This window comes from Achromobacter animicus (assembly GCF_040775605.1).
GTDB classification, from domain to species: domain Bacteria; phylum Pseudomonadota; class Gammaproteobacteria; order Burkholderiales; family Burkholderiaceae_B; genus Achromobacter; species Achromobacter animicus.
In genome coordinates, this window is the sequence record NZ_JAYGJK010000001.1 from 442,175 (window position 1) to 461,618 (window position 19,444).

At 64.4% G+C, this 19,444-nt stretch carries 19 protein-coding genes; 16 read left to right on the forward strand and 3 right to left on the reverse strand.

Annotated features, from left to right (window positions below):
- Positions 1 to 57: 57 nt before the first annotated feature.
- Positions 58 to 1,026, reverse strand: coding sequence for a tRNA 2-thiocytidine(32) synthetase TtcA (ttcA, locus tag AB3147_RS01955; RefSeq protein WP_191576457.1), 969 nt, complete (start codon positions 1,024 to 1,026; stop codon positions 58 to 60).
- A gap of 1 nt (position 1,027) precedes the next feature.
- The gene (folB, locus tag AB3147_RS01960) at positions 1,028 to 1,387 is read right to left on the reverse strand and encodes a dihydroneopterin aldolase (RefSeq protein ID WP_056565007.1); all 360 of its coding nucleotides are present in this window, start codon (positions 1,385 to 1,387) and stop codon (positions 1,028 to 1,030) included.
- Positions 1,388 to 1,508: 121 nt separating this feature from the next.
- On the opposite strand from folB, the gene AB3147_RS01965 reads away from it, so the two are divergent.
- The 5 genes from AB3147_RS01965 to AB3147_RS01985 all read left to right on the forward strand — a co-directional run bounded on the left by AB3147_RS01965 (position 1,509) and on the right by AB3147_RS01985 (position 6,129).
- Complete coding sequence (locus AB3147_RS01965) at positions 1,509 to 2,411, forward strand: NAD(P)/FAD-dependent oxidoreductase (protein WP_175123714.1); 903 nt, start codon at positions 1,509 to 1,511, stop codon at positions 2,409 to 2,411.
- A gap of 223 nt (positions 2,412 to 2,634) precedes the next feature.
- Positions 2,635 to 3,603, forward strand: coding sequence for a Bug family tripartite tricarboxylate transporter substrate binding protein (locus AB3147_RS01970; RefSeq protein WP_175139583.1), 969 nt, complete (start codon positions 2,635 to 2,637; stop codon positions 3,601 to 3,603).
- Entirely contained in the window at positions 3,604 to 4,269 is a 666-nt protein-coding gene (locus AB3147_RS01975; protein WP_175123712.1) for a 3-oxoacid CoA-transferase subunit A, read from the forward strand.
- Position 4,270: 1 nt separating this feature from the next.
- A complete protein-coding gene (locus AB3147_RS01980; RefSeq protein ID WP_367351335.1) occupies positions 4,271 to 4,981 on the forward strand; it encodes a 3-oxoacid CoA-transferase subunit B in 711 nt (236 codons plus the stop codon).
- A 176-nt stretch (positions 4,982 to 5,157) separates the two neighbouring features.
- Positions 5,158 to 6,129 carry a Bug family tripartite tricarboxylate transporter substrate binding protein gene (locus tag AB3147_RS01985; protein WP_343739190.1) on the forward strand — a complete coding sequence of 324 codons (972 nt, stop codon included), beginning with the start codon at positions 5,158 to 5,160 and terminating at the stop codon, positions 6,127 to 6,129.
- 1,008 nt (positions 6,130 to 7,137) lie between these two features.
- On the opposite strand, the gene AB3147_RS01990 is transcribed toward AB3147_RS01985, so the two are convergent.
- Positions 7,138 to 8,910: a M61 family metallopeptidase gene (locus AB3147_RS01990; protein ID WP_367351336.1), complete on the reverse strand. Its 1,773-nt coding sequence runs from the start codon at positions 8,908 to 8,910 to the stop codon at positions 7,138 to 7,140.
- A 28-nt stretch (positions 8,911 to 8,938) separates the two neighbouring features.
- Here AB3147_RS01990 and AB3147_RS01995 point away from each other — a divergent pair, with 28 nt between their 5' ends.
- The 11 genes from AB3147_RS01995 to AB3147_RS02045 all read left to right on the forward strand — a co-directional run bounded on the left by AB3147_RS01995 (position 8,939) and on the right by AB3147_RS02045 (position 19,280).
- Positions 8,939 to 9,715 (forward strand): enoyl-CoA hydratase, encoded by a 777-nt coding sequence (locus tag AB3147_RS01995; protein WP_175139475.1) that lies wholly within the window; start codon positions 8,939 to 8,941, stop codon positions 9,713 to 9,715.
- Between the two features lie 258 nt (positions 9,716 to 9,973).
- The gene (locus tag AB3147_RS02000) at positions 9,974 to 11,527 is read left to right on the forward strand and encodes a DUF1254 domain-containing protein (RefSeq protein ID WP_175125097.1); all 1,554 of its coding nucleotides are present in this window, start codon (positions 9,974 to 9,976) and stop codon (positions 11,525 to 11,527) included.
- 394 nt (positions 11,528 to 11,921) lie between these two features.
- Positions 11,922 to 12,335, forward strand: a complete 414-nt coding sequence (locus AB3147_RS02005; protein ID WP_367353509.1) for an ATP synthase subunit I — start codon at positions 11,922 to 11,924, stop codon at positions 12,333 to 12,335.
- An 82-nt stretch (positions 12,336 to 12,417) separates the two neighbouring features.
- A complete protein-coding gene (gene atpB, locus AB3147_RS02010; RefSeq protein WP_056564907.1) occupies positions 12,418 to 13,299 on the forward strand; it encodes a F0F1 ATP synthase subunit A in 882 nt (293 codons plus the stop codon).
- 118 nt (positions 13,300 to 13,417) lie between these two features.
- Positions 13,418 to 13,660, forward strand: coding sequence for a F0F1 ATP synthase subunit C (atpE, locus tag AB3147_RS02015; RefSeq protein ID WP_003815363.1), 243 nt, complete (start codon positions 13,418 to 13,420; stop codon positions 13,658 to 13,660).
- A gap of 144 nt (positions 13,661 to 13,804) precedes the next feature.
- Entirely contained in the window at positions 13,805 to 14,275 is a 471-nt protein-coding gene (locus AB3147_RS02020) for a F0F1 ATP synthase subunit B (RefSeq protein WP_008167494.1), read from the forward strand.
- 12 nt (positions 14,276 to 14,287) lie between these two features.
- Entirely contained in the window at positions 14,288 to 14,827 is a 540-nt protein-coding gene (locus AB3147_RS02025; RefSeq protein ID WP_175139473.1) for a F0F1 ATP synthase subunit delta, read from the forward strand.
- Between the two features lie 28 nt (positions 14,828 to 14,855).
- On the forward strand, positions 14,856 to 16,397 hold the full coding sequence (atpA, locus tag AB3147_RS02030; protein ID WP_367351337.1) for a F0F1 ATP synthase subunit alpha: 1,542 nt from the start codon (positions 14,856 to 14,858) through the stop codon (positions 16,395 to 16,397).
- A 98-nt stretch (positions 16,398 to 16,495) separates the two neighbouring features.
- Positions 16,496 to 17,401 carry a F0F1 ATP synthase subunit gamma gene (gene atpG, locus AB3147_RS02035; protein ID WP_105237122.1) on the forward strand — a complete coding sequence of 302 codons (906 nt, stop codon included), beginning with the start codon at positions 16,496 to 16,498 and terminating at the stop codon, positions 17,399 to 17,401.
- 43 nt (positions 17,402 to 17,444) lie between these two features.
- Positions 17,445 to 18,845 carry a F0F1 ATP synthase subunit beta gene (atpD, locus tag AB3147_RS02040; protein WP_175125099.1) on the forward strand — a complete coding sequence of 467 codons (1,401 nt, stop codon included), beginning with the start codon at positions 17,445 to 17,447 and terminating at the stop codon, positions 18,843 to 18,845.
- A 9-nt stretch (positions 18,846 to 18,854) separates the two neighbouring features.
- Positions 18,855 to 19,280 (forward strand): F0F1 ATP synthase subunit epsilon, encoded by a 426-nt coding sequence (locus AB3147_RS02045; RefSeq protein ID WP_056327609.1) that lies wholly within the window; start codon positions 18,855 to 18,857, stop codon positions 19,278 to 19,280.
- The last annotated feature ends 164 nt before the right edge of the window (positions 19,281 to 19,444 follow it).

The window sequence follows — 19,444 nt, forward strand, 5'->3', positions numbered from 1 at the left end:
GGGGCTGCCTATCGCAGCCCCATTTTCATTTGGGATGGTCGCGTTGCACGCGGCGCATCACCCGCGCGAGAACACCACTTTCTTCTCGATGATCGCGCCCGGCTCCAACGCCGGCGGCGTATCGCCGCACGCATCGTCCGACTCGTCCGTGGGATCGACCGTATCAAACGCCGTGTCGCCGTTGGCATCCGGCACGCCCGTGGGCTTCAAGCCGACGAAATCGAACAGGTCGCGGTCCATCAGATGCGAAGGCACCACACGCGACAGCGCATTGAACACGTTCCACGACCGGCCCGGGTGCTGCTTGTCCCACTCCTTGATCATGCGGCCCACTTCCTTGCGCTTCAGGTTCTCTTGCGAGCCGCAGAGATTGCACGGAATGATCGGGAACTGCTTGAGTTCGGCGTAGGCGATCAGGTCGGACTCGACAACGTACGCGAGCGGGCGGATCACCGTGTGGCGGCCGTCGTCGGACACCAGCTTGGGCGGCATGCCCTTGGCCTTGCCGCCATAGAACAGGTTCAGGAAGAACGTGGCCAGGATGTCGTCGCGATGATGGCCCAGCGCGATCTTCGTGGCGCCCAGTTCCGATGCGACGCGGTACAGAATGCCGCGACGCAGCCGCGAACAGAGCGAGCACATCGTCTTGCCCTCTTCCAGCACGCGCGTCACGATCGAATACGTGTCCTGCGTCTCGATGTGGAAGGGAACGCCCAGTTCCTTCAGGTACTGCGGCAGGATGTGGTCAGGAAAGCCCGGCTGCTTCTGGTCCAGGTTCACCGCGATCAGTTCAAACTTGAACGGCGCGCGCTTCTGGAGCTGCAGCAGGATGTCCAGCATGGCATAGGAATCCTTGCCGCCGGACAGGCAGACCATCACGCGGTCGCCTTCCTCGATCATGTTGTAGTCGGACAAGGCGCGCGTGGTCTCGCGCGCCAGCCGCTTGGTCAGCTTGTTGCCTTCGTGGCGTGCCTTTTCGTCGGCGGGCGTGCGAAATTGCACGCCGGGGGGAGCGATATCGTTCATGTCAGCGATTGATCTGGATTTCCACGCCCACCGCCGCACAGTCGGAGAAGGCCATGGGCTTGCTGATGCGCAAGCGCAGCGCGCGGATTTCCTGGAAGTCCGCCAGGAGGCGCGCCGCCACTTGTTCGGACAGGGTTTCGATCAGGTTCACATGCGCCTGCGTGCATTCCTCGACGATGGCCTCGCGCAGCCGGCGGTAGTCCAGCACGCTGTGGATATCGTGGTCGTCCACCGAACGCTGGATGTCGACGTCGAATTCGGCATCGACGTGCAGGGGCTGGGTGGCGCGGCGCTCGTGTTCGAGGATGCCGATGCGGGCGTCGAGCGCAAGGCCGGAAAGAATGATGCGGCGAGTGGGCATGATGAAAACCTGGGTGGAATAGCCCGAATTGTAAGGCGGCGGCGGATGGGGGGACGCGCTGGCTACAATTCGGCCATGTCCGGGCGCCCGCGAGGCGCCGGCGCAGTCAATAAGGGGTGAAATGCAACAGATGCACGATTCGGTCATTGTAGGCGGCGGCCCGGCCGGCGCCTCCTGCGCCCTCTGGCTGGCCCGCCTGGGCCTGTCGCCGTTGCTGGTCGAGGCCAGCGCCCGTCTGGGCGGGCTGGGCAATGACAACCCGTTCGCCGACGACTGGATCGCCGTGTTGCCCGGCGTGACCGGCCAGCAGGTGGCCGCCAACATCGACACCAGCGTGCGCGCCGCCGATGTGCCGGTACGGCTGGAAACCCGGGTCACCGGCGTGCGGCCCTGCAAGGGCGGCATCGAGGCCACGCTCGCCGGTCCGGACGGCCAGGAAACCCTGGCCCGCGCCCGCACTCTGGTCATTGCCTCCGGCGTGCGCGCCAAGGGACTGCCCGACCACCCGCCGGGCGCGTCCTGGCCGGGCGTGCTGATCGGCCCCGGCTCACCCATCGTGGCGCAGGACTATTCCGGCCTGTCGGTCGCGGTGCTGGGCGGGGGCGACAACGCCTTCGAAAACTACGTCTACGTGCGCAACCGCGGCGCGCGCAATGTCCATCTCTACGCCCGCAGTGTGCGCGCCCAACAGCAATGGGTGACGCGCGCCGGTACCGAAGGCGTGCACATCGGACCCTACAAGGTCGACCCGGCCACCCGCAGCGTGGACGGCCGGCAGTACGACCTGATCCTCGTCTTCTACGGCTGGGAACCACAGGCCGCGTTTGCCGACGACCTGAGGCTCGCGCGCGACGAGCGCGGCTACATCCGCACCGACTTCGCCACCGCCGAGACCAGCGTGCCCGACATTTACGCCATCGGCGAGGTCGCGCACCGCATGCACCCCTGCGTGGTGACGTCGATGGCGGACGGCGTGGTCGCGGCCAAGGCCATCCAGCGGCGCTGGGAGCGCGCGGGGGCGTAATACCCGACGCCCGGCGGCCGCCACTGAACACGCCGGCCGGCCGCCGCAGCGTTGGCCGGCAAGGCCATCGTGGCGCCCGCGGCATTGAAATCGCGTCGGCCAGAATGCGTACTTCAGCCCAGGCGAACCCACACCTCCGGATTCCGGAATAGGCAATTGCCACCCCCGCGCCCACACTCGTGCTCACGAGTTGACCAATCAATGGTCACGCAGGGAGACAAGCATGATGTGTGCGCATCGCTGGCTGGCGGCCGGCGCGATGGCCATCGCCATCGCGAACCCGGCGCAGGCGGCCTGGCCTGAACGGCCCATCACCCTCATCATCCCGGCCGCGCCGGGCGGCACCACCGACATCTCGGCACGCCTCATCGCCGACAAGCTGTCCGCCAAGCTCGGCCAGCAGGTCATCGTGGAAAACCGCGCCGGCGCCGCCGGCATCATCGGCGCGCAGGCGCTGGCGCGCGCCAAGCCCGACGGCTACACGCTGCTGATGGGCAACATCGGCCCCAACGCCATCAACTACGCGCTCTACAAGACGCTGCCCTACAAACCCGCCGACTTCGCGCCGGTGACGCTCGTGATCTCGGTGCCCAACGTCCTCGTCGTCAACGAAGCCTCGCCCGCCCGCAGCGTCGCGGATCTACTGGCGCAGGTCAGGCAGGACCCCACCAAGGTCTCCTTCGGCAGCTCCGGCGCGGGCCAGTCGCCGCACCTGTCCGCCGAAATGTTCAAGCAGCGCGCCGGCATCCCTGGCACGCACGTCGCCTACAAGGGCGCCGGCCCCGCCGTGGCCGCGCTGCTCGGCCAGCAGTTCACCTTCATGATCGACAACCTGCCCAGCTCCATGCCGTACATCCAGGCCGGCAAGCTGCGCGCGCTGGCCGTCACCAGCGACAAGCGCCTCGCCGAATTGCCCGACGTGCCGACCATGGCCGAGGCCGGCGTCAAGGACATGGTGGTCACCGCGTGGTTCGGCCTGGTCGCGCCCGCGGGCACGCCGCAGGACGCCATCGACAAGCTCTACGCCGCCACGCGCGACGTGGTGCGCAGCCCCGAGATCAGCGAGCGCTTCAAGGCCATGGGTGGCCAGGCCGGCGGCAACACGCCCGCGGAGTTCGCGGCTTTCATCGACCAGGAACGCGCCCGCTGGAAAAGCATCGTGGACGCCGCGGGTCTCGTGCAGGAGCAATAAGTGATCGACAAGATTCAGGAATCCATGGCGCAGGCCGTGGCCGTCATTCCCGATGGCGCATCCGTGCTGGTGGGCGGCTTCGGCGAAGCTGGCGTGCCCTACGAACTGCTGCACTGCCTGGCCGAACTGGACCGGCGCAACCTCACCATCATCTCCAACAACGCCGGCACTTTCGAACGCGGCATCGCCGCGCTGCTGGTGCGCAAGCAGGTCCGCAAGATCATCTGTTCGCACCCGCGCCCACCCAACTCCGAGGCTTTCGCGCGCGCCTACCGCGCAGGCGAGGTCGAACTGGAATGCGTGCCCCAAGGCACCCTGGCAGAACGGCTGCGCGCCGCCGGCGCTGGACTCGGTCCGTTCTACACGCCCACCGGCTACGGCACTGAACTGGCCGAGGGACGGCGCCAGGAAGTCATCGACGGCATCGGCTATGTGCTCGAGCAGCCCCTGCGCGCCGACTACGCCCTCATCCGCGCGCACCTGGGCGACCGCTGGGGCAACCTCATGTACCGGCACGCCGCGCGCAACTTCAATCCCGTCATGTGCATGGCCGCGGGACACGCCATCGCGCAGGTCGACGAGATCGTGCCGCTGGGCGCGCTGGTGCCCGAACAGATCATGACGCAGGGCATCTTCGTGAAATCCGTCGTGCGCGTGGAGGCCTGACATGCAAGACATCATCGGCCTGACCCGCCAGCAGATCGCCCAGCTTCTGGCCAGCGACATTCCCGACGGCGCCATCGTCAACCTCGGGATCGGCATGCCGACCCTCGTCGGCGACTACCTGCCACGCGGCCGCGAAATCCTGCTGCACAGCGAAAACGGCATTCTCGGCATGGGCCCTGCCGCCACCGGCAACGACATCGACCCCGACCTCATCAACGCCAGCCGCCAGCCCATCACCCTGCTGCAAGGCGCGTCCATCACCGAACACACTGTCTCTTTCGCCATGATGCGCGGCGGCCACCTGGACTACGCGGTCCTGGGCGCCTTCCAGGTGTCCGAACGCGGTGACCTGGCCAACTGGAAAACCGACGCCCCGGACGCCATCCCCGCCGTCGGCGGCGCAATGGACCTGGCCGTTGGCGCCAAGCAGGTCCTGGTCACCATGGAACACCGCGGCCGCGACGGCACGCCCAAGATCCTGCGGCAATGCACCTATCCGCTCACCGGCAAAGGCGTGGTGTCGCGCATCTATACGGACCTTGCCGTCATCGACGTCATGCCTGTGGGTTTGGAGGTGCACGCGATGAAGGCGGGCGTGACCGAAGACTTCCTGCGGTCAGTCACCGACGCGCCGTTGCACTTTCCACAATCGCCGCGAACGATCGTCGTGGATGACACGGGCGTGCCGCGATACGCGCAATCGACCCGCTGACGCAGACGCGCCGCGACACACATAAGCGGGATTCTGCGCGGGGCGCGTCGCGATGTGCGTAAGCGACCGGCTTGCGCAGCCACGCCGAGATGTGCGCAAACGACTGGCAGGCGCAGCCGTTCCTGCCGCCCTGATGATGACCCACGTCCGCCCCGCGCCGGGCAAAGGAGCTACCGATGATCCGTTCAATCCTGGCAGCCGCGTCGGCAAGCGTGCTGTGTCTAGGCGCCAGCGCCGTCGCGCACGCCGCGCCAACCTATCCGGACAAGCCCATCACCTTGCTGATCCCGTACCCGCCGGGCGGCAGCGCAGACATGCTCGCGCGCCCGCTGGGCGCAGAACTCCAGAAGAAGTGGGGCCAGCCGGTCGTCCTCGAATACAAGCCCGGCGCAGGCGGCGCCATCGCATCCGCCCAACTCGCGCGCGCCAAGCCCGACGGCTACACGCTCCTCATGGTGCTGGCCGCCCACACCATCAACCCCAGCCTTTATCCCTCGCTGCCCTACGACACCCGCAAGGACTTCGCGCCGGTCTCCCTCGTCGCCACACTACCCATGCTCGTCGCCGCCCCGCTCGCCACGCCCGCCAACACCGTCAGCGAACTCATCGCCTACGGCAAGGCCAACCCCGGCAAGCTGAGCTTCGCGTCCGCCGGCAACGGCAACACCAGCCACCTGGCCGCCGAGATGTTCAAACACCAGACCGGCGCCGACATGATGCACGTGCCGTACAAAGGCAGCGGTCCTGCGGTCGTTGCACTGCTCGGCGGCGAAGTGTCCTTGATGTTCGACAGCATCTCGACCTCGCTGCCGCAAGTGCAGGCCGGCAAATTGAAAGCAATCGCCGTCACCGGCGAACACCGGTCTCCGCTTCTGCCCGACGTCCCGACCGTCGCCGAAACCGTTCCCAACTTCGTCGTCAACGGCTGGTACGGAATATTGGCGCCGGCGGGCACGCCGGGGGCCGTGGTTGATGCAGTCAGCAAGGGAATTGCGGAGGCGGTGGCAGTGCCTGCGTTGAAGGGGCAGTTGGCGGGGTATGGGTATGAGGTGGTGGGGTCTACGCCTGGGGAGTTTGGGGCGCATATCGAGCGGGAGTTGGGGACTTGGAAGAGGGCGGTTGAGGTGTCTGGGGCTAAGGTGAATTGAAGGGTTGTCTCGGCTGAGGAAGGCTACGTTAAGTGTCTGATACCGGGCTTCGTGGCGATAGTCTTCGTAGGTCGCCCGACGCCGCGGTCACCGGGGAGGCGATCGCCCACGATTGCGGTCCGGAGCCTTCGCTCCGGACTGCCCCGTCGTCATCTTCGTTGTCGCCTTCGGCGACTGCCTTCAGATTCCCTCGGGCGCATCGACGGCGCTCGCCTCCCCGGTGACCACGACGCCGTGCTACGAGGGTCTTTGGTATGGGGCGCAGTAAGACCTGTGGTCAGGGAAGGGGATCTGCGGGGCCGCCGGGTTGCTGCCGCCCGGACGGCGGCAACCCGGCATTGGGCCGGTGGGGCGTCGTGGCGGTGGTCGCTTCGCGCTAGCGGAGATTGGTTTGCTAATGGCCCGCCGTCACGGGGGGAGGGGCGGTGATGGGCGGCGCGTCGACGTTCAGCCACAACTTGCCGACCCGTACGCGCCGCCCATCGGGCACTGGAGTTCAATTGACGATTATTGCCGTCGCTGCCTGAACCTGCCGATAGCGTCTGCCGCTGCTGGTGTCTGACACCCTCGAGAGACGCACTTGTTATGAGGCGAATCTCACCCGGGTGTCAGATACCTAGAGCAGAAGCAGCCACACGCGAAGCGTCATCGCTACGCCGCAAGACGCTGCGTAAGTCTCCGGAGGCCGCCCGCGCGGCCGATCGGAGACGGGCACCGCAAGATGCTTCTAGCTTGAACATCACGGCGCAAAAATGCCAAGCACGCTGGTCGTCCCAGCGGCCTAAAGACTTGAATTGCCAGAGTCCGGTGCGGTGGCGGCCCGGGGTGCGCGGGGCGTCGATAAGCCCGAGGGAATCTGAAGGGAGCCGAAGGCGGACGAAGATGACGACGGGGCAGTCCGGAGCGAAGGCTCCGGACCGCAATCGTGGCCCCGCGCACCCCGGGCCGCCACCGTGCCGGACGTCTTAAGAACTCAAACTTCGGGAAGCCACAGCACCGACCCAGACGTCAAACCAACACACACTCCGAAGCCTCAGGCCCACTCAACCGCACCCGAAACTCCCGCAGTTCATCCCGCCGAAACACATGCACATTCACCCGATCCCCGGCCCGGTACTGCGCCAATAACAGCTCCAACCCCGCCGGCGCATCCACCCGCAACCCATCGATCGCCACCAGCACATCCCCGGCAGATAACCCACCCTTATGCCCAGCCCCGCCTTCAAGCACGGTCGCCAGCGTCAGTGACTCACCTTGCTTGCGCGTCCGCACGTCCAATGACGGAATATTGGCCGACGCCTTCCACTGCAGCTTCACTCCCTGCGTTTCAAGCAAGTCAGCCAACGGCACATCCGCCGTCCCGTAAGCATGGCGAGCGATGAACCGGCGCGTATCCACGCCCGTCGCTTCCTCGATCAGCGCGGGCAATCCATCCTCCGGCAACCCTTGCGGCTTGCCCCGATAGAAATCCCGCCCATAGCGATCCCACAACAACCGCATCACATCATCCAGCGAACGCGCGCCAGAAGATTCGTCCCGGATCAGCAGATCCAACCCCAGCGCCACCAACGCGCCCTTCGTGTAATAGCTCACCAACGCGTTCGGCGAATTCTCGTCCTGCTTGTAATACCGCGTCCAAGCATCGAAAGAGCTTTCGGCGACCGACTGCTTATGCCGCCCCGGCGTGCGCGCCACGCTCGTGATCGTCTTGCCCAGCAGACGCAGATAATCTGCACGCGTGATCGCGCCCGAGCGCAACAGCAGCAGATCGTCGTAGTAAGACGTAAAGCCCTCAAACACCCACAACAACCGCGTCAGATCCGGCTGCGAAAGATCGTAAGGCGCGAACACATCCGGCTTGATCCGCTTCACGTTCCAGGTATGGAAATACTCGTGGCTCACCAGCCCAAGGAATCCCCGGTAGCCGTCGCCCTGGCCTTGCTGGCCCAGCACAGGCAGGTCCTTGCGCGCCGTCATCAGCGCCGTGCTTGCGCGATGCTCCAGACCCCCGTAGCCGTCGCCCGTCACCATCGTCATGAACACATAGCGGTCCGCGCTGTCCAGGAACGGCGCCCGCTTCGTGCGCGGTTCGAAAAACGCAATCTGCGTCTCGCAGATCTTCTTCACGTCTTCCGTAATCCGCGCCAGATCCAGATTCGGCGCAACCCCCGTGAACACCAGCTCGTGCTCCGCGCCGTGCGCCACAAATCGCGACACCTGCGGCGTGCCCATTTCGACAGGGTGGTCGATCAGCGCGTCATAGTCCGGCGCCAGATACAACCCGAACCCGTGCCGCCGCGCCGCGCCCTTGTGGCCTGCGGCCTCCGGCAGGCTCGTGTACACCTTCCAGCCGTCGATGCCTCGCGGCGGCGCCAGGTCCACCAGGCAGGGTTCATGGTCCTGGCCCTGCACGCGCAGGAACACGCTCGTACCGTTGAAGAACCCGTGCGTCTCGTCCAGATGCGCGCCGCGCACCGACAGATCCCACGCATACACCGTGTATTCAATCCGCAGCGGCCCCTCGCAAGGCGCTGCCTGCCACGTGTGGTTGTCTGTTTTGTCGACATTCACCCGCCGCGTTCCCGAATACGCGGTCAGCGACTCTATCTGCCGCGAGAAATCGCGAATCAGGTAGCTGCCCGGAATCCATGCCGGCAGCGACAGGCGCTGGCCCGCGGGCGAGGGCGATACGATCGTAAGGGTTATCCGGTAGCGGTGGCCGGCGGGATCGTGCGGCGCAAGGCGGTAAAGTATGGGCGGTACGTCATCAATTTTTTTCATGGCTCATATCTTATTACCGGAGACATTCATGAGCGAGTCGTTTGTACTGGTCGAAACCCGGGGCCGAGTCGGCCTGCTGACGCTGAATCGTCCCAAGGCGCTCAACGCGCTGAACGATCAGCTCATGGATGAACTCGGCGCCGCGCTGCTCGCGTTCGAGGCCGATCCCGAAATCGGCTGCGTCGTCATCACCGGCAGCGAAAAGGCCTTTGCCGCTGGCGCTGACATCGGCGCCATGAAAGACTGGTCCTACATGGACGTCTACGGCAGCGAATACATCACCCGCAACTGGGAAACCCTCAAGCGCATCCGCAAGCCCGTCATCGCCGCGGTCGGCGGCTATGCGCTCGGCGGCGGCTGCGAACTCGCCATGATGTGCGACATCATCATCGCCGCCGACACCGCCAAGTTCGGCCAGCCCGAAATCAAGCTCGGCGTCATTCCCGGCGCCGGCGGCACGCAACGCCTGCCGCGCGCCGTCGGCAAGGCCAAAGCCATGGACCTCGCGCTGACCGCCCGCATGATGGGCGCCGAAGAAGCGGAACGCGCCGGTCTCGTCTCGCGCGTCGTCGCCGCCGACAAGCTGCTCGAAGAAGCCCTCGACGCCGCCACCGTCATCGCCTCCATGTCGCTGCCCTCCGTCATGATGGCCAAGGAATGCGTCAACCGCGCATTCGAGGGTTCGCTCAACGAAGGGCTGCTGTTCGAACGCCGCGTCTTCCACTCGCTCTTTGCCACCGAAGACCAGAAGGAAGGCATGGCCGCGTTCACCGAAAAGCGCAAACCCGACTTCAAACACCGTTAATCCTTGTTACGTCCGGGCCTGCATCCACAGCAGGCCCTTCATTGCCCCGCGCGCCCTATGACGGCGCGCTTTTTCATGGCCATCTGCGGGCAATCCCCAGGTTTCGCCTTGAAACTTCTGGCTAGCACCTTGTTGCAGACTTCGGCCCTATCCTGATTGAGCGTCATCCCGAGGTGCCGCGCCAGAGCGGCTTGCCCCCCACACTGGCAAGTCCCGCGCGGCGGCTCGATTGCAAACAAAATCAAGAAGGAGCCTTGCATGCGTATACCTACCGCTACCCGCCGGCTGTCGACGGCTGCGCTCGCCGGCGCGCTCAGCGTCTGCTTTCTCAATGTTGCCCAGGCTCAATCGCCGCAGTCCACGCTGCGGCTGGTCTCCGAGACGCCTTATCAGGCCGGCCAGGCCGCCGCACCGCAGATGAGCGAGGCCGAGTTGCGCGACACCGCCATCGACGCCTACGTCTATGCGTATCCCATGGTGCTGATGGAACTGGCCCGCCGCCAGGCCACGGCCGTGCAAAGCCCGCTGGACGGCAAGGCGCCGATGAACCAGTTCGGCCACAAGGCCGCCTTCCCCGACCCGCGCGCCACCGACGCGCCGTGGCCCAGCGCCGACGCGCTGTATTCCAGCCTGTGGTTCGACGTCTCGCGCGCGCCGCTCATCATCAGCCTGCCTGACACCGGCGGCCGCTACACCGTGCTGTCCGCGCTGGATATGTGGAGCGACGTCTTCGCCTCGCGCGGCACGCGCACCAACGGCCATGGCGCCCAGTCCTTCGCCATCGTCGGTCCGCACTGGAACGGCACCGTGCCGGCGGGCGTCGACGTGATCCGCGCCCCGACCTCGACCGGCTGGCTGATCGGCTGGACGCAGGCCGGCGGTCCGCAGGACTACGCCGCGGTCAATCAGATCCAGTCCGGCATGACGGCGCGTCCGCTGCTGGTGCCCGTGACCCCGGCCACCACGCCGCGCGGCCGCAATGCCGGCAACGCCTTCCCGCAGACCGGCTCCAGTGTCGGCACCGCACCGATCGGCAGCACGCTGCCCATGCCGGCCCCGGCGACCACCGTGCCCGATGGCACCCCGGCCGAGCAGGTCGCGGGCATGGATGCCGCCTCGTTCTTTGCCGTGTTCTTCGACGCGCTGCGCAACAACCCGCCGCATGCCAACGACACGCCCATGCTGGACCGCATGCGCCGCATCGGCCTGGATGACCGTCAGCCGTTCTCGTATGGCCGTCTGAGCCCGGCCGTGCAGCAGGCCCTGACGGATGCGCAACCGCTGGCGGGCCGCCGTATCGCCGACAACGTCTCGCGCCTGGCCACGCCGATCAACGGCTGGAACACCGTGCTGACGGGCATCGGCACCTACGGCACCGACTACACGCGCCGCGCCGCCATCGCCTACGCCGGCCTGGGCGCGCCGACGCCGGAAGACGTGCTGTATCCGGTCACCGTGTCTGATTCGAAGGGCCGTCCCCTGGACTCGAACGAAGACTACGTGCTGCACTTCGACAAGGGTCAACTGCCCCCGGCGCAGCTCTGGTCGCTGCATGTCTACAACAGCAAGTACGGCTTTGCCGAAAATCCGGCCAACCGCTACGTGATCCGCAGCACCGACGGCCTGAAGTACAACGCCGACGGCTCGCTCGACATCTACGTCCAGCGCCGTGACCCGGGCGAGTCCAAGCGCGCCAACTGGGTCAGCACGCCGGCCGCCGATGGTCCGTTCGTGCTCAGCATGCGCCTGTACGCGCCGCAGAACAGCGCCCTGGACGGGCAGTGGGCGCCGCCGCCGGTCAAGGAAGACTAAGGTCCGGCAAGGGCGCGTTCGGCAAGCGCCCGTCTGTGAAGCCCATCGGGCGCGCGGTTTCCTGCAAGGGGCCGCGCGCCTTTTCATGAGGGGCGCGCGCTTGCGGACACGCCTCGGCGGGCCGCTCGCTCGTCCCCAATTTTTCTGTCGCAAGCGGGCGTTGTTGCCGCCTTACAAACGGCCGAAAGTTCATTTGCTAGGGTGCAAAAAACCAAGCTATACTCTGCGGGTTTGACGCTTGCGGGATAAGAAACATGCGCCTAAAAAAGCGCGTCGATTCCCTCAGGGCCAAGTTAAGCGGGGAAGTTTGATGCAGCAGAGCTCCATGCAGCAAGGGCAGGGGAAGAAACCCGGTCTGAGGCCCAGCCTGGATCAGGATTCGATCGATCCGGATGTGGTGGAAGTTCTGATACTCAGTGACGCGGATCGCGCGGCGCTGAATGCACAAGCTAGCCGTGGGCTCTTGTTGGCATTGGCGGCGCAAGGCGCCATGGGGCTCGCAGCAGCAGTAATAGCGGGGGTTGTCGGAGGGGCGGCGGCAGGTTGGTCGGCGCTGGCGGGGGCAGGAGCGTATTTCATACCCAATGCGTTGTTCGCATTGCGCCTGGCTGTCAGCGTTCGGGCCGGTAAGGCCAGTCCCTTTACCTTTCTCTCTGGCGAGTTGATCAAGTTGTTCGCAACGGCATTGCTGTTGTGGCTGCTTTCGCGTGTGACGCATGACTGGCTTGTGTGGCCTGCCGCGTTGCTCGGTCTGATACTCACATTGAAAGGCTATCTCCTGCTTCTGATGTTCCGCAGGCTGTCTTAGCGCCGAGTAAGTTGCGGCAAACGAAATCGTGGAATCGTCCGGTTCGCAAGGACCGGGCATACAGCAAATAGGATAGGTTCAAATGGCTGCTGCCAGCGACGTGTCGCCTCAATCCGCGTATATTCAGCATCACTTGGTGCATCTGAACAATACGGGTGAGAAACAGAGCGCTATTGCTCAGTTCGACATCATCAATTACGACTCGTTGTTCTGGTCCGGCCTGATGGGCCTGATCGTCATTTTCTTCCTGTGGCGCGCCGCGCGCCGCGCCACCAGCGGCGTTCCTTCCCGCTTCCAGGCCTTCGTGGAAATGATCGTCGACATGGTTGACGACCAGGCCAAGGGCATTGTCCACAACGCCAAGAGCCGTCTTTTCATCGCCCCGCTGGCCCTGACCGTGTTCCTCTGGATCATCCTGATGAACGCACTGGACCTGCTGCCCGTCGACCTGCTGCCCTCCATCTGGCGCCTGACCGGCCTGGGTGCTGAGCACGGCGATCCCCTCTATTACCACCGCATTCTGCCGACCGCCGACCTGAACGTGCCGATGGGCATGTCGCTGGGCGTGCTGCTCCTGATGTTCTACTACGGCATCAAGATCAAGCAGCCGGGCGGCTTCGTCAAAGAACTGTTCACCGCGCCGTTCCATGCGCATGGCCTGGGCGCCATCGTGCTGGCTCCGTTCAACCTGCTGCTGAACCTGATCGAATACGCCGCCAAGTCCGTGTCGCTGGGCATGCGGTTGTTCGGCAACATGTTCGCCGGCGAACTGATCTTCATGCTGATCGCCCTCCTGGGCGGCGCCTGGACCGGCTTCAACGGCGCCAGCATCGGCTTGGGCATCGGCCACATCCTGGCCGGCTCGATCTGGGCAATCTTCCACATCCTGATCGTTCTGCTCCAGGCCTTCATCTTCATGATGCTGACGCTGGTGTACCTCGGCCAGGCTCACGAAGGCCACTGATCCCCCGAATTTCCGGTGTCGGCCACCCGGCCGGCATCGGATAGCAAGATTATCTTGCATTGAGCTGTACCTCTTATTTTTCAATTTTTGACTTCAGATTTCTAACCAAGGAGTTGTCATGACCAACGTCGCTTTCGTTGCCCTCGCTTGCGGTCTTATCATCGGTCTGGGCGCTATCGGCGCTTGCATCGGCATCGCACTGATGGGCGGCAAGTATCTGGAAGCTTCGGCTCGTCAGCCTGAACTGATGAACGCTCTGCAAACGAAGATGTTCCTGCTGGCTGGCCTGATCGACGCGGCATTCCTGATCGGCGTGGGTATCGCCATGCTGTTCGCCTTCGCCAACCCGTTCGTCGGCTAAGGCACCGCCCGCCGGCAAATAGGTGGGTCATGACGCTGTCGGCGATGAGAGCAACGGCTCCATCGCCGATCAGCAAAGTATCGAGTGCTCCGCGACGCCCCTTTCCGGGTGCGGTCGGAGCCGCAAGGTGTTAAAGGAACGACCGTGAATCTGAACGCGACGATCATTTTCCAGATGCTCGTGTTCTTCGTTCTGGGCTGGTTCACGATGAAATTCGTGTGGCCTCCCCTGACGAAGGCGATGGACGAGCGCCGCCAAAAAATCGCCGACGGCCTGGCCGCCGCCGAGAAGGGCAAAGCCGACTTGGCTCAAGCCCAGGCGCGCGTCAGTCTGATCGAGGCTTCTGCCAAGTCCGAAAACCACGCACGCATCATCGAGGCCGAGAAGCAAGCCGCCTCCCTGATCGAACAGGCCCGCCGCGAAGCGGAAGCCGAACGTGCCCGCATCGTGGCGCAGGCTGCCCAGGATGCCGCGCAGGAAGTCCAGCGCGCCCGTGAAGCGTTGCGCGACGACGTCGCCGCGCTGGCCGTCAAGGGTGCTGAACAGATCCTCAAGCGCGAGGTTGACGCCCGCGCACACGCCGAGCTGCTGAACCAGCTCCGCGCGCAGCTCTAATCCGGGACCGTCATGGCTGAACTTTCCACTGTTGCCCGGCCCTACGCTGAAGCGCTCTTCAGCGCAGCGCGCGACGACAAGGCCGGTTTGCCGGCGTGGGCCGACCTGGTCAGCGTAATGGCTCAGGTCGCCTCCAACCCCGACGTGCGCGAGGCCATGGCCGACCCGCGTCTGGGTGACAAGCAGCGCGTCGAACTGTTTACCGGCCTGATCAAGGCCGATTTTCCGCAGGCCGCCCGTAATTTCATCGAGCTGCTGGTCGAAAACGACCGGCTGCTGCTGCTGCCCGAGATCGCCTCGCAATTCGTCGCGCTGCGGAATCGTCACGAAGGCACGGCGCAGGCGGAAATCACCAGCGCGTTCGAGCTCAGCGATGCCCAGGTCAAGGATCTGGTCGGCGCGCTCGAACAAAAATTCGGCCTCAAGCTCAAGCCCAGCGTTACCGTCGACCCGTCGTTGATCGGCGGCGTGCGCGTGGCCGTCGGCGACCAGGTGCTCGATACTTCCGTACAAGCCCAATTGGTCCGCATGCGCGATCAGCTCGCCGCTTAAGGCTACTAACAGGATTCCAGGAGTCAATATGCAACTCAATCCCTCCGAGATCAGCGAACTGCTCAAGAGCCGCATCGAGGGCCTGGGCGCTTCGGCTGATGTCCGTACTCAGGGCACCGTCGTGTCCGTGACCGACGGTATTACCCGCATCCACGGCTTGTCCGACGTGATGCAGGGCGAAATGCTCGAATTCCCCAACAACGTTTTCGGTCTGGCGCTCAACCTCGAGCGTGATTCCGTCGGCGCCGTTATTCTGGGCGACTACACCGGCGTTTCCGAAGGCGACCAGGTCAAGACGACCGGCCGCATTCTGGAAGTTCCGGTCGGTCCGGAACTGAAAGGCCGCGTGGTCAACACGCTGGGCGAGCCCATCGATGGCAAGGGCCCGGTCAACGCCAAAGAAACCGACATCATCGAAAAAGTGGCGCCTGGCGTTATCGCCCGCCGCTCGGTGTCGCAGCCGCTGCAAACCGGCGTCAAGGCTATCGACTCGATGGTTCCCATCGGCCGTGGCCAGCGCGAACTGATCATTGGCGACCGCCAGACCGGCAAGACCGCCGTGGCCGTCGACACGATCATCAGCCAGAAGGGCAAGGGCGTCACCTGCGTGTACGTCGCTATCGGCCAGAAGGCTTCGACGATCAACAACGTGGTCCGCAAGCTCGAAGAGCACGGCGCGATGGAATACACCATCGTCGTGGCCGCCTCGGCTTCCGACTCCGCCGCCATGCAGTACCTGGCCGCCTACGCCGGCTGCACGATGGGCGAATACTTCCGCGATCGTGGCGAAGACGCCCTGATCGTTTATGACGATCTGACCAAGCAAGCCTGGGCCTACCGCCAGGTCTCGCTGCTGCTGCGCCGTCCGCCGGGCCGCGAAGCCTACCCGGGCGACGTGTTCTACCTGCACTCGCGTCTGCTCGAGCGTGCCGCTCGCGTCAACGAAGAGTACGTCGAGAAGTTCACCGACGGCGCCGTCAAGGGCAAGACCGGTTCGCTGACCGCGCTGCCGATCATCGAAACCCAGGCAGGCGACGTGTCGGCCTTCGTTCCGACCAACGTGATCTCGATCACCGACGGCCAGATCTTCCTGGAAACCGACCTGTTCAACGCCGGTGTCCGCCCCGCAATCAACGCCGGTATCTCGGTGTCGCGCGTCGGTGGCGCTGCCCAGACCAAGGTCGTCAAGAAGCTGTCCGGCGGTATCCGTACCGACTTGGCGCAGTATCGTGAACTGGCCGCCTTCGCGCAGTTCGCCTCTGATCTGGACGACGCCACCCGTCGCCAGCTCGAGCGCGGCAAGCGCGTCGTTGAACTGCTCAAGCAGCCGCAATACCAGCCGCTGCAAGTGTGGGAACTGGCCGTCACGCTGTACACGGTCAACAACGGCTACCTGGATGACGTGGACGTGGCCCAAGTGCTGTCGTTCGAAAAGTCGCTGAAGGATCAGCTCAAGAGCAAGCACGCTGCTCTGATCCAGCGCATCGAAGACACCAAGGAACTGTCCAAGGACGACGAGGCCGAACTGGCCGCCGCCGTTCAGGAATTCAAGAAGCACGGTGCTTTTTAAGAAAGTGATGGGTTAGGCGTCCCAGGCGCCTCACCCATCCTTCCCGGATGGTTGAGGCGCGAGCGGAACCCATCGGCCAGTCTTCACAGGAAAGCGCAATGCCCGGAATTAAGGAAATCCGAACCAAGATCAAGAGCGTGCAAAACACGCGCAAGATCACCAAGGCGATGGAAATGGTCGCCGCATCCAAGATGCGCAAGGCGCAGGAGCGGATGCGTGCAGGCCGTCCGTACGCCACCAAGGTGCGCGAGATTGCTGCGCACCTGATGCAGGCCAATCCCGAGTACAGCCACCCGTACCTGGTCGAACGCGAAATCAAGGCGGTCGGCGTGGTCATGGTGACGACCGACAAGGGTTTGTGCGGCGGCTTGAACACCAACATCACGCGTGTGACGTTGGGCAAGCTGAAAGAGTTCGAGAAAGCCGGCATCGCCGTGCAGGCGACCGCTTTCGGCAACAAGGGCGTGGGTGTGCTGACCCGTATCGGCGCCAAACTGGTTTCCCAGGAAGTGCAACTGGGCGACAAGCCGCAACTCGACCGCCTGCTGGGCGCGATCAAGGTGCAGCTGGACGCCTACCTGGAAGGCCGCATCGACGCGCTGTACGTGGCCTCGACCCGCTTCGTCAACACGATGAAGCAAGAGCCCCTGTTCCTGCGTCTGCTGCCGTTGGCCAGCGGTTTGGAAGATCCGTACCAGACGGGCGCCGATAGCCTGGCCAAGACCTCGGAAGTGAAGTCGGAATACAGCTGGGATTACATCTACGAACCCGACGCCCGTAGCGTGATCGACGACCTGCTGCAGCGTTACGTTGAAGGCCTGCTGTACCAAGCCGTGGCCGAGAACATGGCTTCGGAGCAGTCGGCCCGGATGGTCGCCATGAAGGCGGCGTCGGACAACGCCAAGAAGGTCATCGGCGATCTGCAACTGGTCTACAACAAGACCCGTCAGGCCGCGATCACCAAAGAAATTTCGGAAATCGTAGGGGGCGCTGCCGCCGTTTGAGGCAGGCAGCATCCCGTCAAAAGCTATCAAGCAAGGAATCGACATGAGCAACGGAACCATCGTTCAGTGCATCGGCGCCGTGGTGGATATTCAGTTCCCCCGCGATCAAATGCCCAAGATCTATGAAGCGCTTACTCTGGCCGACGAGGGTTCCTCGTTCGCCGAAAAGGGTCTGACGCTGGAAGTGCAGCAACAGCTGGGCGACGGCGTGGTGCGTACCATTGCGCTGGGCTCCAGCGACGGTCTGCGCCGCGGCATGAAGGTCACCGGCACGGGCGCCCCGATCTCGGTGCCCGTCGGCACCGGCACGCTGGGCCGCATCATGGACGTGCTGGGTCGTCCCATCGACGAAGCCGGCCCGATCCAGCACGAAGAAAAGCGTGGTATTCACCAAGCCGCTCCCCGTTTCGACGAACTGTCGCCGTCGGTGGAACTGCTGGAAACCGGCATCAAGGTTATTGACCTGGTGTGCCCGTTCGCCAAGGGCGGCAAGGTCGGCCTGTTCGGCGGCGCCGGCGTGGGCAAGACCGTGAACATGATGGAACTCATCAACAACATCGCCAAGCAGCACAGCGGTTTGTCGGTGTTTGCCGGCGTGGGTGAGCGTACCCGTGAAGGCAACGACTTCTACCACGAAATGGAAGAGTCGAACGTTCTGGACAAGGTCGCCATGGTGTTCGGTCAGATGAACGAACCCCCCGGCAACCGTCTGCGCGTCGCGCTGACCGGCCTGACGATGGCCGAGAAGTTCCGTGACGAAGGCCGCGACATCCTGTTCTTCGTGGACAACATCTACCGCTACACCCTGGCCGGTACCGAAGTGTCCGCACTGCTGGGCCGTATGCCGTCCGCCGTGGGTTATCAGCCCACGCTGGCCGAAGAAATGGGCAAGCTGCAAGAGCGCATCACGTCGACCAAGACCGGCTCGATCACCTCGATCCAGGCAGTGTACGTCCCTGCGGACGACTTGACCGACCCGTCGCCTGCCACGACCTTCCAGCATTTGGACTCCACCGTCGTGCTGTCGCGTGACATCGCCGCCCTGGGTATCTACCCGGCCGTCGATCCGCTCGACTCCTCCAGCCGCCAGCTCGACCCGCAAGTCGTCGGCGAAGAGCACTACTCGGTTGCCCGTGGCGTGCAGCAGACGCTGCAGCGCTACAAGGAACTGCGCGACATCATCGCGATTCTGGGCATGGACGAACTGTCGCCGGAAGACAAGCAGGCCGTGGCCCGCGCGCGTAAGATCCAGCGCTTCCTGTCGCAGCCGTTCCACGTTGCTGAAGTGTTCACCGGTTCGCCCGGCAAGTACGTTCCGCTGGCCGAAACCATCCGTGGTTTCAAGATGATCGTCAACGGCGAGTGCGACTCCCTGCCGGAACAGGCGTTCTACATGGTCGGTTCGATCGACGAGGCCTTCGAGAAGGCCAAGAAACTGCAATAAGGAACCGATATGGCTACCCTGCATGTGGATGTGGTCAGCGCAGAGGAAGCGATCTTCACCGGCGAGGCGAAGTTCGTGGTTCTGCCTGGCGAGTCGGGTGAACTGGGCATTCTGCCCGGCCACACCCCGCTGATCTCGCGCATACGCCCCGGAACGGTCAAGATCGTTCGTGCCGACCAAGGCGAGGAAAACATCTTCGTCGCCGGGGGTATCCTGGAAGTTCAGCCGGGCAGCGTGACGGTCCTGGCCGACACGGCTATCCGTGCCGCCGACCTCGACGAAGCCCGCGCCCTGGAAGCGCGCCAGAAGGCCGAACTGGCCCTGGCCAACGCCAAGGACAAGGCTGACATCGCTGTCGTCGAAGCCGAGCTCGCCATGCTGGCTGCGCAAGCCATCGCGGCGCGCAAGCTGCGCCAAGGCGGCCGCTCGCACTAAGCGGCAATGCGGTTTCCGGGCATGTCCCGGCGTACAAAAAAGCGGCCCTCGGGCCGCTTTTTTTCATTCCTGCTTATTGCAGGGTGTCTGACACCTGAATGCGTCCGATATTTTGCCGAGCCCGCGCCAACCTGCGCCGCCCCACGGCGCTACGCCCTGTAGCG

Bases quoted from the DNA above. Each gene is read 5' to 3' on its own strand.
- ttcA (WP_191576457.1), bottom strand. From the start codon at position 1,026: ATGAACGATATCGCTCCCCCCGGCGTGCAATTTCGCACGCCCGCCGAC.
- folB (WP_056565007.1), bottom strand. From the start codon at position 1,387: ATGCCCACTCGCCGCATCATTCTTTCCGGCCTTGCGCTCGACGCCCGC.
- AB3147_RS01965 (WP_175123714.1), top strand. From the start codon at position 1,509: ATGCAACAGATGCACGATTCGGTCATTGTAGGCGGCGGCCCGGCCGGC.
- AB3147_RS01970 (WP_175139583.1), top strand. From the start codon at position 2,635: ATGATGTGTGCGCATCGCTGGCTGGCGGCCGGCGCGATGGCCATCGCC.
- AB3147_RS01980 (WP_367351335.1), top strand. From the start codon at position 4,271: ATGCAAGACATCATCGGCCTGACCCGCCAGCAGATCGCCCAGCTTCTG.
- AB3147_RS01985 (WP_343739190.1), top strand. From the start codon at position 5,158: ATGATCCGTTCAATCCTGGCAGCCGCGTCGGCAAGCGTGCTGTGTCTA.
- AB3147_RS01990 (WP_367351336.1), bottom strand. From the start codon at position 8,910: ATGAAAAAAATTGATGACGTACCGCCCATACTTTACCGCCTTGCGCCG.
- AB3147_RS01995 (WP_175139475.1), top strand. From the start codon at position 8,939: ATGAGCGAGTCGTTTGTACTGGTCGAAACCCGGGGCCGAGTCGGCCTG.
- AB3147_RS02000 (WP_175125097.1), top strand. From the start codon at position 9,974: ATGCGTATACCTACCGCTACCCGCCGGCTGTCGACGGCTGCGCTCGCC.
- atpB (WP_056564907.1), top strand. From the start codon at position 12,418: ATGGCTGCTGCCAGCGACGTGTCGCCTCAATCCGCGTATATTCAGCAT.
- atpE (WP_003815363.1), top strand. From the start codon at position 13,418: ATGACCAACGTCGCTTTCGTTGCCCTCGCTTGCGGTCTTATCATCGGT.
- AB3147_RS02025 (WP_175139473.1), top strand. From the start codon at position 14,288: ATGGCTGAACTTTCCACTGTTGCCCGGCCCTACGCTGAAGCGCTCTTC.
- atpA (WP_367351337.1), top strand. From the start codon at position 14,856: ATGCAACTCAATCCCTCCGAGATCAGCGAACTGCTCAAGAGCCGCATC.
- atpG (WP_105237122.1), top strand. From the start codon at position 16,496: ATGCCCGGAATTAAGGAAATCCGAACCAAGATCAAGAGCGTGCAAAAC.
- atpD (WP_175125099.1), top strand. From the start codon at position 17,445: ATGAGCAACGGAACCATCGTTCAGTGCATCGGCGCCGTGGTGGATATT.
- AB3147_RS02045 (WP_056327609.1), top strand. From the start codon at position 18,855: ATGGCTACCCTGCATGTGGATGTGGTCAGCGCAGAGGAAGCGATCTTC.